At 66.0% G+C, this 15166-nt stretch carries 14 protein-coding genes; 6 read left to right on the top strand and 8 right to left on the bottom strand.

Translation table 11 applies throughout. The annotated features are described in order from the left end of the window. Positions 1 to 5 precede the first annotated feature (5 nt). Both MUG95_RS03815 and MUG95_RS03810 read right to left on the bottom strand, forming a co-directional pair. A complete protein-coding gene (locus MUG95_RS03815) occupies positions 6 to 317 on the bottom strand; it encodes a HalOD1 output domain-containing protein (protein ID WP_247009750.1) in 312 nt (103 codons plus the stop codon). Between the two features lie 170 nt (positions 318 to 487). Further along, on the bottom strand, positions 488 to 640 hold the full coding sequence (locus tag MUG95_RS03810) for a hypothetical protein (protein ID WP_247009749.1): 153 nt from the start codon (positions 638 to 640) through the stop codon (positions 488 to 490). A gap of 255 nt (positions 641 to 895) precedes the next feature. On the opposite strand from MUG95_RS03810, the gene thiC reads away from it, so the two are divergent. The 6 genes from thiC to gcvPB all read left to right on the top strand — a co-directional run bounded on the left by thiC (position 896) and on the right by gcvPB (position 8712). Next, complete coding sequence (gene thiC, locus MUG95_RS03805; RefSeq protein WP_247009748.1) at positions 896 to 2347, top strand: phosphomethylpyrimidine synthase ThiC; 1452 nt, start codon at positions 896 to 898, stop codon at positions 2345 to 2347. Between the two features lie 58 nt (positions 2348 to 2405). Next, positions 2406 to 3518 (top strand): glycine cleavage system aminomethyltransferase GcvT, encoded by a 1113-nt coding sequence (gcvT, locus tag MUG95_RS03800; protein ID WP_247009747.1) that lies wholly within the window; start codon positions 2406 to 2408, stop codon positions 3516 to 3518. Continuing rightward, positions 3515 to 3898 (top strand): glycine cleavage system protein GcvH, encoded by a 384-nt coding sequence (gene gcvH / locus MUG95_RS03795; RefSeq protein ID WP_247009746.1) that lies wholly within the window; start codon positions 3515 to 3517, stop codon positions 3896 to 3898. Before gcvT ends, gcvH begins: the two co-directional genes overlap by 4 nt. Positions 3899 to 3983: 85 nt before the next feature. Beyond that, a complete protein-coding gene (locus tag MUG95_RS03790; RefSeq protein WP_247009745.1) occupies positions 3984 to 5834 on the top strand; it encodes a cation:proton antiporter domain-containing protein in 1851 nt (616 codons plus the stop codon). 86 nt (positions 5835 to 5920) lie between these two features. After that, positions 5921 to 7258: an aminomethyl-transferring glycine dehydrogenase subunit GcvPA gene (gene gcvPA, locus MUG95_RS03785; protein ID WP_247009744.1), complete on the top strand. Its 1338-nt coding sequence runs from the start codon at positions 5921 to 5923 to the stop codon at positions 7256 to 7258. Continuing rightward, positions 7255 to 8712, top strand: coding sequence for an aminomethyl-transferring glycine dehydrogenase subunit GcvPB (gene gcvPB, locus MUG95_RS03780; RefSeq protein WP_247009743.1), 1458 nt, complete (start codon positions 7255 to 7257; stop codon positions 8710 to 8712). Before gcvPA ends, gcvPB begins: the two co-directional genes overlap by 4 nt. A gap of 3 nt (positions 8713 to 8715) precedes the next feature. Here the strand turns inward: gcvPB and MUG95_RS03775 are convergent, their stop codons facing one another. The 6 genes from MUG95_RS03775 to MUG95_RS03750 form a co-directional block, all read right to left on the bottom strand. Then, on the bottom strand, positions 8716 to 9018 hold the full coding sequence (locus MUG95_RS03775) for an amphi-Trp domain-containing protein (RefSeq protein WP_247009742.1): 303 nt from the start codon (positions 9016 to 9018) through the stop codon (positions 8716 to 8718). A gap of 590 nt (positions 9019 to 9608) precedes the next feature. After that, complete coding sequence (locus tag MUG95_RS03770) at positions 9609 to 11219, bottom strand: ATP-binding protein (RefSeq protein WP_247009741.1); 1611 nt, start codon at positions 11217 to 11219, stop codon at positions 9609 to 9611. Continuing rightward, complete coding sequence (locus MUG95_RS03765; protein ID WP_247009740.1) at positions 11216 to 12934, bottom strand: PAS domain S-box protein; 1719 nt, start codon at positions 12932 to 12934, stop codon at positions 11216 to 11218. Before MUG95_RS03765 ends, MUG95_RS03770 begins: the two co-directional genes overlap by 4 nt. Positions 12935 to 13824: 890 nt before the next feature. After that, a complete protein-coding gene (locus tag MUG95_RS03760) occupies positions 13825 to 13995 on the bottom strand; it encodes a DUF7838 family putative zinc beta-ribbon protein (RefSeq protein WP_247009739.1) in 171 nt (56 codons plus the stop codon). Positions 13996 to 14145: 150 nt separating this feature from the next. Continuing rightward, on the bottom strand, positions 14146 to 14520 hold the full coding sequence (locus MUG95_RS03755) for a hypothetical protein (RefSeq protein ID WP_247009738.1): 375 nt from the start codon (positions 14518 to 14520) through the stop codon (positions 14146 to 14148). A 58-nt stretch (positions 14521 to 14578) separates the two neighbouring features. Further along, on the bottom strand, positions 14579 to 15154 hold the full coding sequence (locus MUG95_RS03750; RefSeq protein WP_247009737.1) for a rhomboid family intramembrane serine protease: 576 nt from the start codon (positions 15152 to 15154) through the stop codon (positions 14579 to 14581). Positions 15155 to 15166 lie beyond the last annotated feature (12 nt).

The raw sequence follows: 15166 nt of genomic DNA, 5'->3' as shown, positions 1-15166 counted from the left end.
GCAGGTTATTCGGCGGCACGGACGGTAATCTGGCCGTCGTCGCGGGCAGTGACCTGCCGGTCGGCGAAGTCGAACGTGATGGTGATGTTACCGTTGCCTGCTCCGGAGGCGAGAACGTTTACGAGTGCGTCGGCGTTGAGCGTCTCGTTGAGTGGCGTGACGATACCCGTCGGGTCGACATCCTTCGTTGTCGCGACGGCCCGGACGATAGTACTTGAAATGGTGTCGGGGTCCGAGCGGTCCCAGTTGGTCTGATACTCTAGGGACTGATGTCCTGACTCCTCTGTCTCGTCGTCGGGGGTGTCCCCTGTCCCCATGTTGCTTATAGTCGGGGGCCTTCGTAATCAAAGGCTTGGGTTTTTTGAGCGATGAAATCAATTGAAAGTTTTGCCGAAACTTTCTGAAAACAGGCGTGTCGCACCGCTGTGAACTCCGCTGACAGCACCGGACTGCCCTGCCGCTGGCAGTCCGAAACGAGTGAGGAGTGTCAGGAAACGTCGGGAACGAGCGGTGCATCGGCCTCGACTGCCCGCTCGTCGGACGTGTCGGCGTCTACACGAACGCCGCCGTCCGGTCGGTACGTGGTGGTTGACAGTTCGGGCACCATCGGGTCGATGTCGTCGCGTCGAGGCCGGTTCATTGTCGGTCGGGACTGTGTGTCCTCGTTCCCTCCTTCCACTCGCTGAAACATAAACCTTAATGATTTATACTGAACTAACGCGCGGGCAGAGATAGTAGACGAATGGAGAATTATGGCTCTCTAACGCCGCAAAAACTTGTGTCACTAACACAGAAGTAGATTAAACCAAACGAACGGTCGGTCGGGCCGTGGTCCGACTAGGCCCACCTTCGCGCCCACGCAAGTTTTATGACTAAGTAATATAACCTAGTGGTTATGGCGACACAACTCGAACAGGCGCGTGAGGGAACGGTCACTCCGGCGATGGAGCGGGTCGCCGAGCGCGAGAACCGTGACCCGTCGTTCGTCCGCGAGCAGGTGGCGGCGGGGCAGGCGGTCATCCCCGCGAACCACCATCACGAGGCGTTGGACCCGATGATAATCGGTCGGGAGTTCGCCACGAAAGTCAACGCGAACATCGGCACCAGCGAGACGACGAGCGACCGGGCGGGCGAACTGCAGAAACTCCACGCCGCAGTCCACCACGGCGCGGACACGGTGATGGACCTCTCGACGGGCGGCGACTTGGACGGGGTCAGGGAAGCGAACGTCACCCACTCGCCGGTGCCGCTGGGCACCGTCCCCATCTACGAGGCAGTCACGCGCGTCGAGGACGTGACGGACATCACGCCCGAGATACTGCTCGATGTCATCGAGAAACAGGCCCGGCAGGGCGTCGACTACATGACGATTCACGCGGGCGTCCTCGCCGAACACCTGCCGCTGACCGACGGCCGGAAGACGGGCATCGTCTCCCGCGGCGGGTCCATCCTCGCACAGTGGATGGAGGAGAACGGTGCGCAGAACCCACTTTACACGCACTTCGAGGCTATCTGCGAGATACTCCGCACCCACGATGTCACCGTCAGCCTCGGCGACGGCCTCCGACCGGGGTGTCTCGCCGACGCCAGCGACGCGGCGCAGTTCGCCGAACTGGACACGCTCGGCGAGTTGACCCGGGCCGCGTGGGACGACGGCGTGCAGGTCATGGTCGAGGGGCCGGGCCACGTTCCGCTGGACGAGGTCCGACCGAACGTCGAACGCCAGCAGGAGGTGTGTGACGGCGCGCCCTTCTACCTGCTCGGGCCGCTGGTCACCGACATCGCCCCGGGATACGACCACATCACGAGTGCCATCGGGGCGGCCGAGGCGGCGCGGGCGGGCGCGGCGATGCTCTGTTACGTCACGCCCAAGGAACACCTCGGCCTGCCGGACGCCGAGGACGTGCGCGACGGCCTGGCGGCCTACCGCATCGCCGCCCACGCCGGTGACGTGGCCACAGGCAAACAGGGCGCGCGCGACTGGGACGACGCCCTCTCGGAGGCCCGCTACGAGTTCGACTGGCGGCGGCAGTTCGAACTCGCCTTGGACCCCGAGCGCGCCCGCGACTACCACGACCAGACGCTCCCGGAAGACAACTACAAGGAGGCGCGCTTCTGCTCGATGTGCGGGGCCGAGTTCTGCTCGATGCGCATCGACCAGGACGCCCGGGACGCCGACGGCGCGGGCGAGATGGGCGACCGCGACACGGAGCGGACGGACCTCGACGGGTCTCCGGCCGCCGAGGTCAACCTCCCGCCGGCGGGGACCCACGACGCCAGCGACGTGCCGGACCTGCCCGACGCCCTGAAATCAGACAGCGGCGGCGTCAGCGAAGCCGACGACTGAAGGGACGACGGCGGACGGACTGCCAAAGAGTTACGTCCATCGACGGCCCCTCTCTGGTATGGCATCACGGGAACCGCCCCTGCACGCGGTCCACGCGGACCGGGGGGCCTCGTTCACCGAGTTCGGCGGGTGGGACATGCCCGTCGAGTTCGACTCCATCCGCGCCGAACACGAGGCCGTCCGCGAGTCGGCGGGCATCTTCGACGTGTCGCACATGGGTGAAATCGAGGTGACCGGGCCGGACGCCCGGACGCTGATGCAACGACTCACGACCAACGACGTGGCCGAACTGGACTCCGGCGAGGGCCAGTACGCCTGCATCACCGACGCGGACGGCACCATCCTCGACGACACGGTGGTGTACAACCTCCCGCCGGAACGCGACGCCGACTACCTGTTCGTCCCGAACGCCGGCCACGACGCGGAGATGTACGACCGCTGGGTCGCCCACCGCGAGGAGTGGGGCCTCGACGCCACAGTCGAGAACCGCACCGACGAGTACGCGATGTTCGCCCTGCAGGGTCCCGACGCGGAGACACTGCTCGGCGAGGCCGTTCCCGAGGACGAGCGGCGGGAGGTCCGTCGGTTCTCCCGGTTCGGCGCGATGGCCCTCACCGTGGCCGGCGTCGACTGTCTGGTCGCCCGGACGGGCTACACCGGGGAGGACGGCTTCGAACTCGTCGCGCCGTGGGCGGACGCCGAAGCGATATGGACCGCCTTCGTCTCGGCCGGTGCCACGCCGTGTGGTCTCGGTGCGCGCGACACGCTCAGAATCGAGATGGGTTTTCTCCTCTCCGGACAGGACTTCGACCCGGCGGAGAATCCCCGCAACCCCTACGAGGCGGGCGTCGAGTTCACGGTCAAACTCGACACCGAGTTCGTCGGCCGGGACGCCCTCGAAGCAGTCGCGCGGGAGGGGCCGGACGAGAAAATCACCGGCGTTCGCCTCGTGGACCGGGGCGTCCCGCGCCACGGGTACACGGTGACGGACACCGACGGCACCCTCATCGGGACGGTCACGAGCGGGACGATGAGTCCGACGCTGGGCGAACCCATCGGGCTGGCGTACCTGCCCGTCGAGTACCGCGACCCCGGGACGCGCGTCCGGGTGGTCGTCAGGGACGAGCCGAAAAAGGCACAAATACGCGCGTTGCCCTTCCTCGATAGATGAGTTTCGATATTCCCGAGGACTGTCGGTTCATGGAATCCCACGAGTGGGCGCGCCGCGAGAACGGGACGGTGCGCGTCGGCATCAGCGACTTCGCACAGGACGAACTCGGCGACGTGGTGTTCGTCGAACTCCCCGGACAGGGCGAGACGGTCGCCTCCGGCGACGACTTCGGCGTCATCGAGAGTATCAAAGCCGTCTCCGACCTCTACGCGCCGGTGTCGGGGACTGTCGTCACGACGAACGAGGACCTGTTCGACGCGCCGGAACTGGTCAACGAGGACCCCTACGGCGACGGCTGGATGCTCGAAGTCGAACTCGACGACGCGGACGAACTGGACGACCTGCTCTCGCCCGAGGAGTACGACGACCAGATAGCCTGAGCGACGGATACCGTACTGCCGTCCAACAACGTAGTCCGGAGGTCCGCCACGGTGTGACTCGGTGGACGTCCGGGCCATCACAGCTGTGTCAGCAACAACCGAGGTCATCGCGCTGGTCGTCATCATCGTGGGGCTGGGTGTCGCGTCGCAGGTTCTCGCGGACCGGCTCGGCGTGCCGAGTGTCCTCTTTCTCGTTCTCGCGGGCGTGGTCGTCGGGCCGGAACTGCTCGGCGTCGTCCGGCCGTCGGTGTTCGGCGACGCCCTCCCGGCAATCGTCGGCCTGTCGGTCGCCATCATCGTCTTCGAGGGGGCGTTCAGCCTCCGGGTCGACCGACTCAGGCAGGCACCTCGCGAGACGCTCCGTCTGGTGACCGTCGGCGCGGTGCTGTCGCTGGTCGGCACCGCCGTCGCGGTCAAATTCGCCCTCGGGACCGACTGGGACCTCGCCATCGTCGTCGGGTCGTTGCTCGTCGCGACCGGACCGACGGTCATCACGCCCGTGACGAACGTCGTCGCCGTCCGCGAGCGGGTCGCTTCGACCCTCGAAACGGAGGGCGTCATCAACGACGTGACGGCGGCCATCCTCGCCGTCGTGACCTTCGAGTACTTGCTCGTCGAGTCCCGCGGTGCGACGCGACTCGTCTCCGAGTTCGCGACCCGTCTCGGGACCGGCGTCGTGGTCGGGTGTCTCGTGGCCGGGGTCGTCTGGTGGCTCCTCACCACCGTCGAACTCTCCGCCGACAACGCGCCACAGAACGCGCGGCTGGTGATGTTCGCGGCCGCGCTCGGTGCGTACGGTATTGCCGAAGTACAGGCACCGGAAGCCGGCATTGCGGCCGTCGCCGCCGCCGGGTTCGTCCTCGGCAACGTCGACCTGCCACACCGCGCGGAAATCGCACAGTTCAAAGGTGACGTGACGCTCGTCGTCCTCTCGTTCGTGTTCATCACGCTCGCGTCGCTCCTCTCGTTCGGCGACCTCCGGACGCTCGGACTCGGTGGGGTCTTGGTCGTCGTCGCCGTGGCTGCCGTCGTCCGCCCCGCCCTCGTCATGCTCTGTACGGTCGGTGGGAGCTTCGAGTTCCGGGAACGACTGTTCATCAGTGCGATGGGGCCGCGCGGTATCATCCCGGCGTCCGTGGCGACGCTGTTCGCGCTCGAACTCCAGTCTCAGAACCAACCGGCCGCCGCGACGCTCGTCGGGACTGTCTTCCTCGTCATCCTCGTAACCGTGGTGTTTCAAGGGGGGCTAGCGCGACACATCGCACAGGCACTCGACGTGATTCCGATGCGTGTCATCATCGTCGGCGGTGGGCGAGTCGGGCTATCGCTGGCCGAACGCCTCGACGACAGGGGCGAGGAAGTGGCCATCGTCGAACCGGACCCGGACCGCGTCGCCACGCTCCGGGAGTCCGGGTTCCGGGTCCACGAGGGCGACGGCAGCGAGACGGACACCCTGCGAGCGGCGGGTATCGAGAACGCGAAAGTCGTCGCCGCCGCGACCCGGGACGACGACGTGAACCTCTTGGTCGGGCAACTCGCGACGAACACCTTCGACGTGGAAACCGTCGTCAGCCGCGTGAACGACCCGGGCAACGAGGACGCCTTCGACGATTTGAACATCCAGGCCATCTCGGCGGGGATGTCGGTGGCGTGGTCGATGGACAACGTCATCGAACGGCCGGCCATCTCGCGCTGGATGACGGAACTCGACCGGAGCGGCGACGTTCAGGAGGTCGAGGTGACCGCCGACGCAGTCGCCGGCCAGACCGTCTCGGCACTCGCGTCGGACCTGCCCGACGACTGCTACGTCGCACTCATCAGTCGCGGGAACAGCAACCGCATCCCACACAGCGACGACACGGTCGAACGCGGCGACCACCTCACCATCATCGGACGCACGGACGCCGTGCGCGAGGCAATCGACTACTGCACCTGACCGCCGGAACCGGGAGACCCTTATGCGAACGGCCGTTACAGCCGGTTATCACACCGTCGCCGGCCAGTCCGGCGATACCAGACACCATGACCGGAAACGACACACGCGGGAGTCCGTACGCACCCCACACCGACGCCGAGACGGCCGCGATGCTCGACGCGGTCGGTGCCGGCACCGAGGAAGCACTGTTCGACATCCCCGACCCGGTTCACTTCGACGGCGAGTTCGACATCGACTCGCGGAGTGAACGGGAGATTCGGGCCGAACTGCGCCGACTGCTCGGCCGCAACGACGACCTGACCGAGTTTCTGGGACGGGGCCACTACGACCACTACGTCCCGTCGCTGGTCGACCACCTCGCCGACCGCTCGGAGTTTCTGACCTCCTACACGCAGTACCAACCCGAAGTCGCACAGGGCTTTCTGCAGGTACTCTTCGAGTATCAGTCGCTGCTGGTCGAACTCACGGGACTCGACGTGGCGAACTGCTCGATGTACGACGCCGCGACGGCACTCGGGGAAGCGGCGACGCTCTCCCAACGCGTCCGCAGCGTCTCCGGTGACCGCGCGCTGGTCCCCGAACTGCTCGCCGACGGTCGCCGTGAGGTGCTGGAGAACTACGCCAGCGGCGTCGGAATGACCGTCGAGACGTACCCGATGACCGACGGGACCGCCGACGTGGCTGCCCTCGAAGGAATCACCGACGACGACGTTGCGTTCGTCTACGCGGAGACGCCCACCGTCCGGGGGGCGATAGAGGAGCGACTGGCCGCCGTCGGTGCGGTCGCCGACGCCCACGACGCGCTGTTCTGTCTCGGGTCGGACCCGGTGGCCCTCTCGCTCTTGGAGCGACCGGCCGACGTAGGTGCGGACGTGGTGGTCGGTGACGCCAGCACGCTCGGGATGGGCACCGCTTACGGGATGGGACTGGGGATGTTCGCCTGCCGCGAGGACTACCTCCGGCAGGTCCCCGGCCGACTGGTCGGTGCCGGCGAGGACGCGAGCGGCCGCCGCGCCTACACGCTGACCCTGCAGACACGTGAACAGCACATCCGCAAGGAGCGGGCCACCTCCAATATCTGTACGAATCAGGCGTGGGTCGCGCTCCGGGCGGCCATCCACGCGGCGTGGCTCGGCCCCGACGGCCTGGTCGAGTTGGCCGAGGACTGCGTGCGGGCGGCCGAGTCGCTCGCTGCCCGCGTCGACGACGTACGGGGCGTACAGGCTCCGGTCCACGACCGGCACCACTTCCGGGAGTTCTGCGCCCGGACCGACCAACCGGCACCGGCGGTCGTCGCCGACCTCGAAGCCGAGGGGTTCGCCGTCCACGCCGTCGACGACCACCTCGTCCAAATCTGTGTGACGGACACGACGGCCGACCGGACGGACGGGTTCGTCGCCGCGCTCCGGGAGGTGGCCCGATGAGCGACGACGAGGCAAACGACGCGCTGACCTACGACCAAGCGCGCTGGACGGCCGACGAGACACGGTACGAACCGCTCCTCTCGGAGAAGGACACGACGGCCGTCGACATCGAGGACAGTCCGCTTCCGGACGACCTGACGCGGGACTCCCTCGAACTCCCCGCGCTCTCGGAACCGGAACTGGCCCGCCACTACACGCGCCTCTCACAGATGAACTACGGCGTCGAGAGTGGCCCGTTCCCGCTGGGGTCCTGTACGATGAAGTACAACCCCAAGTTCACCGAGGACGTGGCCGCGCTCCCCGCCGCCGGCGTCCACCCGGCCCGCTCCGAGCGGTCGGTTCAGGGGACGCTGGAACTCTACTACCACTTGCAGGACTACCTCGGGCGCATCGGCGGGATGGACGCGGTGACGCTCCAACCGCCCGCGGGTGCGGCCGGCGAGTACACGGGTATCCTCGTGGCGAAAGCCTACCACGAGGCCAACGGCGAGGACCGCTCCGAGGTGGTCGTCCCGGCCGGCGCGCACGGGACCAACTTCGCCAGCGCGGCACTCGCGGGCTACGACGTGCTCGAACTGCCCGCGAGCGAGGACGGCCGCGTCGACCTCGACGCCCTCGACGCCGCCGTGGGCGAGGACACCGCCGCGCTGATGCTGACCAACCCCAACACGCTCGGCCTGTTCGAGCGCGACATCCGCGAGATAGCCGACATCGTCCACGACGCGGGCGGCCTCCTCTACTACGACGGGGCCAATCTCAACGCCCTGCTGGGCCGTGCCCGGCCCGGCGATATGGGCTTCGACGTGATGCACTACAACGTCCACAAGACGTTCGCCACGCCCCACGGCGGCGGCGGCCCCGGCGCGGGACCGGTCGGCGTCACCGAGGAACTCGCGCCGTTCCTCCCGAGTCCACACGTCCGACCGGCCGACGGTGCGGGTGACGGGCTGGCCTTCGAGTTGTACGACCCCGACCAGTCTATCGGGAAGGTCCACGGGTTCCACGGCAACTGGCTGGTGTTGGTGAAGGCGTACGCCTACATCGCTCGCCTCGGGGACACGGGGCTTGCCGACGCCAGCGCGAAGGCCGTCCTGAACGCGAACTACCTCGCCGAGCAGGTGGACTACGAGATACCGTTCGGTCCCTTCCACCACGAGTTCGTCGCCAGCGCGGGCGAACAGGACGCCGCCGACGCCGCAAAGCGGATGCTCGACTACGGCGTCCACCCACCGACGACGAAGTGGCCCGAAGCCGTGCCCGAGGCACTGATGACCGAACCGACGGAAGTCGAGACCAAGCGGTCACTCGACCAGCTGGCGGCCGCGTTCAACGCCGTGGCGGGCGAGGACGCCGAGACTGTCGAGGACGCGCCTCGACGGACCAGTGCCCGCCGTATCGACCAAGTCGCCGCGGCCCGCACTCCCCGACTGTCGTGGCAGGCTCTTGAGGACTGACGCCTACTCGATATTCGGTGCCTGCTCGTCGGTCCGGCCCGGCAGTTCGAGTTCGATTTCCAGTTCCGGGTCGCCGACACCGTCGAAATCTATCTCTAGCCCGACTGGTTCGCCGAACGCGAACGGCAGTGTCCACTCGTCGGTCGCGACGGTCAACTCCTCGTCGTTCTGAAGTTGTTCGCCCAACTCGACGAGAAACCGGCCGGCCTCGCTCGCATCGAGCCGATACTCCCGCTCGAAATCCCGGCCGGCCCGGATAGTCGTTCGCTCGTCCGCCGTCGCCGCTGTATCGTCCGATTCCGACATGGCTCCACCTACGGCGTCGCCGTTCGTGTCGTTTGTGGTCGCGTCCGCGTCACAGATTTCATATCGTGAAAAGCAGTTTATACCGGCCAGACCGACTCGGTCGGTCCCGAGTGGGTGTGTCCGGCCGGCGTGTCCCCGCACGCACGGCTGTCCGTGTCCGTACTCGCTGGGAGGAATTTGCCAACTCGGCCAGTCACACCGAACGCACTACAGTGGTACTCATGCCCACCACTCACTGTTCAATCCGGTGCTGTCTTTCAGGAACCACAGGAGGATGTGGAAGCCGAATGCAATCAAAAACACCGTGGTCAGGGCTACCTCAATCGGGCTCATATTCGATTATTGTACCCAACCGGTGTTAGTTCGGGGTGGCCTGTTTCAGGGTCAAAAACACGGGTAGCTGTGTGGCCGTGCCGGAGCTCGGTGCCGCCGGTACGCAACCGCGCTGGCCGGCCGAGCGGACGGCCACCCGACCGCCGCACTCGCGCGGGACGGGCGTCGTGTGCTGCGGTTGTCGACGGGACACGAACAGCCTCCACGGCGGACCCATCGTCGACGTTCGACAGGGTCCCTGTCACCACCAGCTCCAATTACAGTGAAGCGTCGGGCACGGTGAGCGTAACGACACTGCCGACACAGCCGTCCGTCTGAACTTCGAGGGTCCCGCCGAGACGCGACAACCCCCAGTCGACGAGCCAGAGACCGACGCCGCTCCCGTGCTGGAGCGGCGTCTCCTCGCCGTCGAGCAGCACGGCGGCCTCTCGGTCGGGAATACCCGGGCCGTTGTCCCGGATTGTGATTTCGGCTCCCTCCGGGGACCGCTCCAGTTCGACCACCACGCGGGCCTCTGCCCCAGGGCCGTGTTCCAGACCGTTCTCGACGACTTCACGGACGACAGCCTCGACGATGCTGGGGTCTGTCCGAACGGTCGGTGCGTCTTCAGCCTGCAGCACCCCGGAACCTGGAAACTCCTCGGTGAGCTGGCCGAGTACGTCACGAACCAGCGAACGGGTATCGAGAGCGACTGGGTCGAGTTGTTCGCGGCCGAGTAGCTGTTCACTCTGCTCGACAGTCGAACAGGTGTCGGACAGGTCCGACGCCGTCTCTCTGATTCGGGCCCCAAGCTCGACGGGGTCGACGGTACTCGCCTCCGTTTCCAGTGCCTCCGCGAACCCGCGAATCGCGTCGAGGTCGTTGCGGAGGTTGTGCCGGAGTACCCTGTCGAGCACCTCCAGTCGTTGCTCGTGGGTCCGACGGTCAGTCACATCCCTGATCCGGTACGCCGTGCCAATCGACGTGCCGTTGGGGGCGGTCAACACCGTTCGCTCGACAGCACACTCCCGGTGCCCGTTGCTCGTCACGAGCGAGGCCGTTTCACCCGCGGAGAGCGAATCGACGTCAGCATCGATTGATTTCCCAACCGCCTGTCGTCGGCCGACCTCGAACATCGCTTCGAACGAGCCGTTGCAGTCGACTATCCGGCCCGCCCTGTCTACGATGGCGACGGCGTCGTCCATCTCCTCAAGTACTTGCTCGCGCGCGCGGTACCCGGTACTGGAACCACCAGTGAACACCTGAGACCGGTAGGTAGCGACGAGGACAGACAGTGCAACTACCGACAGCACTGCCAGCGAGACGTCCAGTGTGGCCCGCTGCCCTACGGCTCTCCTCAGAGTGAGCAGGATGCTGAGTGAGACGAACGCGACCGCGAGTGAGCCGACGAGTACCACTCCGCCCGACGTCAGGTCGTCGTAGACGAACACCGACCGACTGGCGATGAATAGGCCATACAGTCCGAACGCGACCGCGAGTGACTGGAGAACGAAGTTCGCCACGAAGATGAACGGACGGAACTCCAGTGGCGCGATCGTCCCCACTCCGATGCCGAGGACGACTGCAACCGCGAACCCAAGCGCTCCAGCGAGAAGCGGACGGGAGATAGCTGGTCCACGCCCGGTGTACGTGCTCGCAAAGAGCAGCCACGCCACGGTCAAGAACTCGAGGACGACGATTCGGAGACCTGCCAACCCGGTGATGTCACCGAAGGGAACGGCAGACAGGAGCGCGAATGCACCGAGCAGGAGACACAGGACCGCGAACGAGTACGTACTCGGGCTGTCGCGACGGTCCACTGCGATACCTGCTGCGACAATCAACGTGACACAGACAGCGGTCCCTACGAGCAACCGAATCACGTTCATTGTGGCTCCTCCTCTTTTTTCTCGGGCCGAGTCCGTGCTTGAGTTCCGGAAGTCCCGTCTCCTCGACCGTCATCTGAGACGAGACTACTCGTGGCTCCCGGACTGTCCGTCCGGAGCTGTATCCTGAGCGACCTTTCGTCTCGCTGTTCGACGGTCCCCCCCGCGTGTTCGAGGGCGAGCCGACTCAACACGATTGCCGGCTCTGTACGCGACGCCGACTGTGACATCGTTCCACCTCGGTCGTCGGACGGTCCGACAGCGTCCTGCCCCGTTTCACGTCCGTCACCGGACGGAGACGGCTCCTCACGGAGTTCTATCACTGGGCCGGGGTCACGGGACGGCCGAACTGTGAGCTGGAGGCTGCTCACACCTCGGGTGAGCAGGTCTTCGAGCAGGAGGTCGAGAACGGCCAGTAAAACCTCGGAATCGACCGCCGCGGTGGTTTCCGAACCGGCACCTTCGACGGTCAGTGTTACCTGCGCCCGCTCTGCAGCGAAATCTCGTGCCAGAGTTTCCACATCGCTCGGCCCACTCCCCCGGGTCGACAGTGCGCGGTCGAGGCGACGTGTCGTAGCGGCCAAGCGGTCCAGTAACGCCGTTGTCTGGCGGATATCTTCGGCGACCGCTGTCGAGGGGGCGTCGTCTCGCACCCCGGATGCACCTCTCTCGCTGTCGGTCAGTCGGTCCACTTGGTCTACGACTCCCACTGCTCGCTGCCCCACAGTTTCAGCGAGGAACCGCGTGAGTACTCGGAGGCGACGGTCGCGTCGCTGCCGGTCAGTCACGTCTCTGCAAACGAACAGGTGCCCGACGGATGCTCCATACTCGCCGACCACCCGGCTGGTAGTCACTTCGATACGGCGTCCTCCGAGTCGGAACACAGAGGGGGTATCAGCCGCAGCGAGTTCAGCAGGAGGTGGTGCGGCAGGGAAGACCTCGTGTAAACTCCGCTGTAGGGTGTCGGCGGAGTCGATACCGAACAGCGACTCTGCCGCCGGGTTCAGTTCGACCACACGGGTTTGATCGTCGACGAGGACGATGGCGTCGTCCGTCTCGTTGAAGAGTCGGTCTCGGGCGGCAATCCGTGCACGCGGCAGTGTCTCGAACACCGGGTACCTCTCGACTGCAATCCCGAAAGCGAACGACGCACCGATGAGGAACGTCGGGACAGCGACCGGCATGTCGAGGTTGAACGCGACGATGGGTGCGTACACGAACAGTACCCCGCCGGCGGCGAGCGTCACGCCCTCCTGCAACGGAACGGCGTTCCGGCGAAGCGCGGCCTCGATGACTAGGACGGTTCCGAGGCTCGCGAGTGGTGAAACGAAGAACAGCCCGGACGCGAAGACACCAGCAACGAGGGTCGCGACGGACTGCCCACCGTCCGTCTGGAACACGACGTACACTGCACCCGCGTAAAACGAACCGATCACGGCTACAGTCAGGGCACCGACTTGACGACGGAGTCTGCTGCCACGACCGGTGTACTGTATCGAGAAGAGTAGCCACAGTCCACCGGCAGGGAACGTGAGGCCTAGCGCGATTGCGACCCAGTAATCGCCGGGCAAGCCGACGCCAGTCGTCGCCGTGAGTGCTTCCCTGAGCGGTGACGGTGTGAGCACCACTACCTGAGAGACGGCCACGGTGACGAGACAGACGCAGACACCTGCGAGCAGCTTGGCGGTCGGGGCCGCGAACCGCCGAGCGACCAGCACCGCTGTCACTCCTGTCGCGAGGACCGATAACAGTCCGATCGGCAAATAACCGGACATCCAGAATTCCTTGTTACCGTGTTGCCGTATCGAACATTAAACGTTGTACATCATTCTCTCGGTCACTCGTACGTCGGACCAGTGTGTGGGCTGCAAACGCCACTTCAGTACGACTTCGTCGGTACCGAGTGTTCGCGAAAACAGTGTGACCGTTCCGGTATCGCCACTGTTTTCTCCGTCTCCCAGAGAACTGGCCCGTAAGAAACCCGAACGAGTCGAACTGTGTCACGTGGCTCGGGAAGCACTGTCGGAGAGCCGAACGTACGAACCCGAAGTCGAGCCAGTCGGAACGGCATTCAGTAACTCGGCACAGAACAGGGGGCACGCTGACCGGCGGTCTCCTGACGACCGCCTGCGTCATGGGTGTGCTTGTACTCGCTGTCAACCTGCTGATTGGGTCGTTCGGGCCGTTGACTGGTCTCAGGGTCCTCTATGCGTATCTCTCCGCAGTCTTCGTACCCCCGTCTGTACTGTTCGGCACTGCGCAGTTAGTTGGGGCGGCGCGCTGTTTCGGCGCGACAGCGAGGGTCGTTCCAGCGTGGTGCCGACCGACGACTAACCTGCCGGCCGACACGCCAATCCGGCCCCGGTATGCTCGACAAACCCGACCGTCACAGGACGTGCCTTGCGGTAGAACCCACTGGCCGTAGCCGCGTCGGATGGGGTGTTCGTCGGGCCGCCGTCTACGCGTGGACTGGCCACGTCGGCACTGTGGGCCGGGAGGAAAACAGACGGCTCTCAGGCCCGTTGTAGAGTCCTGCTTCGAATCCGACGTAAGTACGTGGGCAACACACGTGTCGAGTTTCTCACCGACGAGAGACCCCTGCGGTGAGTCACGCAGTCACGCCGGTGTCCACGGCACCGTCGATGGTGACGAACCCGTAGTCACAGTCCGGGCAGTGCCACTTGACCTTCTCGCCGAGGTGCAACTCCGTACTGGCGGCCCGGTAGAACGTCTTCGTCTCTCCGCACGTCGGGCACTCGTGTTCGCGTTCGAGACTCATGCTTCGCCGTTGGTCGCCCCGGTAATTCAACGTCCCGGTTCCCGCGACGTAAACGACCACACGCTATACAGAAGGGCCACTTCGTGGGGGTGAACTCTTCACCGTCTCCGGGCGGAGACGGAACCCGGACGAGCGGTCGCCGCGCCCCTCTCAATCGGGAGTCCCGACGAGGACGACTTGGTCGGGGGCGTCGAGGCCGGCGGCGTCCGCCGCCTCGGTGTGGGCGACGCGGGCCATCGACTTCTGGACGCAGTCGCCGAGCCCCATCGCATCGAACACGGCGTCGAAGGTGTCCGGGCCGAGGTACGCGACGGCGTCGCCGGTGGCTGTCTCGACTCGCTCGGTCCGTGCCGCCCGCTCTCGGAGCGTCTCACGGATGCCGACGGCCTCCGCTTCGACGGTGGCGAGGAGCGCGTCGATGTCGTCTGTGGTGAGTGCCGACGGGTGTGACGTGTCTTGCTTTCGCACGCGGGCAGTCTCGACGTGTTCGCTGGGGACCGGATGTGTCCGTGTCGATTCGCTCATACCCGTCTACTGGACACTGCCCACCATATTTCGCCCGGTCCGTCTCGCCCGCGGCCCGTCACTCACGACGGAGGAGGTGCGCCCGGCCAGCGAGCAAGCCAACGAACAGGCCCGTGAAGTGGGCGACGAGGGCCACGCCGGGCGCGCCCGTGGCGAGGGTGACTGCGACGGCCACGACGGCGAAGACGGCCACCTTCACTCGCCCGGAGACGGCGACGCCGCCGACGGCCGCGTCGGTCAGGCGGTTGCCCGCGACGACGTACCCGATGACTGCGAGGACGGCCCCACTCGCCCCGAGGACGCCGGTCGGGGTGCCGACGAGACTCCCGACGGTGACCTCCGCGACACCCGAGAGTGCCCCCGCCGTCACGAAGAACGCGTGGAAGCGGACCGCCGTCGTCTGCCGTTCGAGGAGGAGTCCCGGCAGGAGGAGGGCGACGGCGTTCGCCAGCAGGTGGCCCACCCCGGCGTGTGCGTACACGCTCGTCACGAGTGTCCACGGATTGGCCGTAATCGGGGGCGAGAGGACGAACAGTCCCGCGAGCACGCCCCCGACGCTCGCGACGGACTGGAGCAACAGGACCACGACGAACAGGGAGAGGGTAGTGAGTGTTGGACTCCGGGTGAGTGCCATCGTTCTTGTCTG

Source organism: Halorientalis litorea (genome assembly GCF_023028225.1).
In the GTDB taxonomy this organism is placed as follows: domain Archaea; phylum Halobacteriota; class Halobacteria; order Halobacteriales; family Haloarculaceae; genus Halorientalis; species Halorientalis litorea.
The sequence above is the reverse complement of the archived record's forward strand: the minus strand, read 5'-3'. Positions and strand labels throughout refer to the sequence as shown.

Bases quoted from the DNA above. Each gene is read 5' to 3' on its own strand.
- MUG95_RS03760 (WP_247009739.1), bottom strand. From the start codon at position 13,995: ATGAGTCTCGAACGCGAACACGAGTGCCCGACGTGCGGAGAGACGAAG.
- gcvH (WP_247009746.1), top strand. From the start codon at position 3,515: ATGAGTTTCGATATTCCCGAGGACTGTCGGTTCATGGAATCCCACGAG.
- gcvPA (WP_247009744.1), top strand. From the start codon at position 5,921: ATGACCGGAAACGACACACGCGGGAGTCCGTACGCACCCCACACCGAC.
- MUG95_RS03750 (WP_247009737.1), bottom strand. From the start codon at position 15,154: ATGGCACTCACCCGGAGTCCAACACTCACTACCCTCTCCCTGTTCGTC.
- gcvT (WP_247009747.1), top strand. From the start codon at position 2,406: ATGGCATCACGGGAACCGCCCCTGCACGCGGTCCACGCGGACCGGGGG.
- thiC (WP_247009748.1), top strand. From the start codon at position 896: ATGGCGACACAACTCGAACAGGCGCGTGAGGGAACGGTCACTCCGGCG.
- gcvPB (WP_247009743.1), top strand. From the start codon at position 7,255: ATGAGCGACGACGAGGCAAACGACGCGCTGACCTACGACCAAGCGCGC.
- MUG95_RS03755 (WP_247009738.1), bottom strand. From the start codon at position 14,520: ATGAGCGAATCGACACGGACACATCCGGTCCCCAGCGAACACGTCGAG.
- MUG95_RS03810 (WP_247009749.1), bottom strand. From the start codon at position 640: ATGAACCGGCCTCGACGCGACGACATCGACCCGATGGTGCCCGAACTG.
- MUG95_RS03815 (WP_247009750.1), bottom strand. From the start codon at position 317: ATGGGGACAGGGGACACCCCCGACGACGAGACAGAGGAGTCAGGACAT.
- MUG95_RS03775 (WP_247009742.1), bottom strand. From the start codon at position 9,018: ATGTCGGAATCGGACGATACAGCGGCGACGGCGGACGAGCGAACGACT.
- MUG95_RS03770 (WP_247009741.1), bottom strand. From the start codon at position 11,219: ATGAACGTGATTCGGTTGCTCGTAGGGACCGCTGTCTGTGTCACGTTG.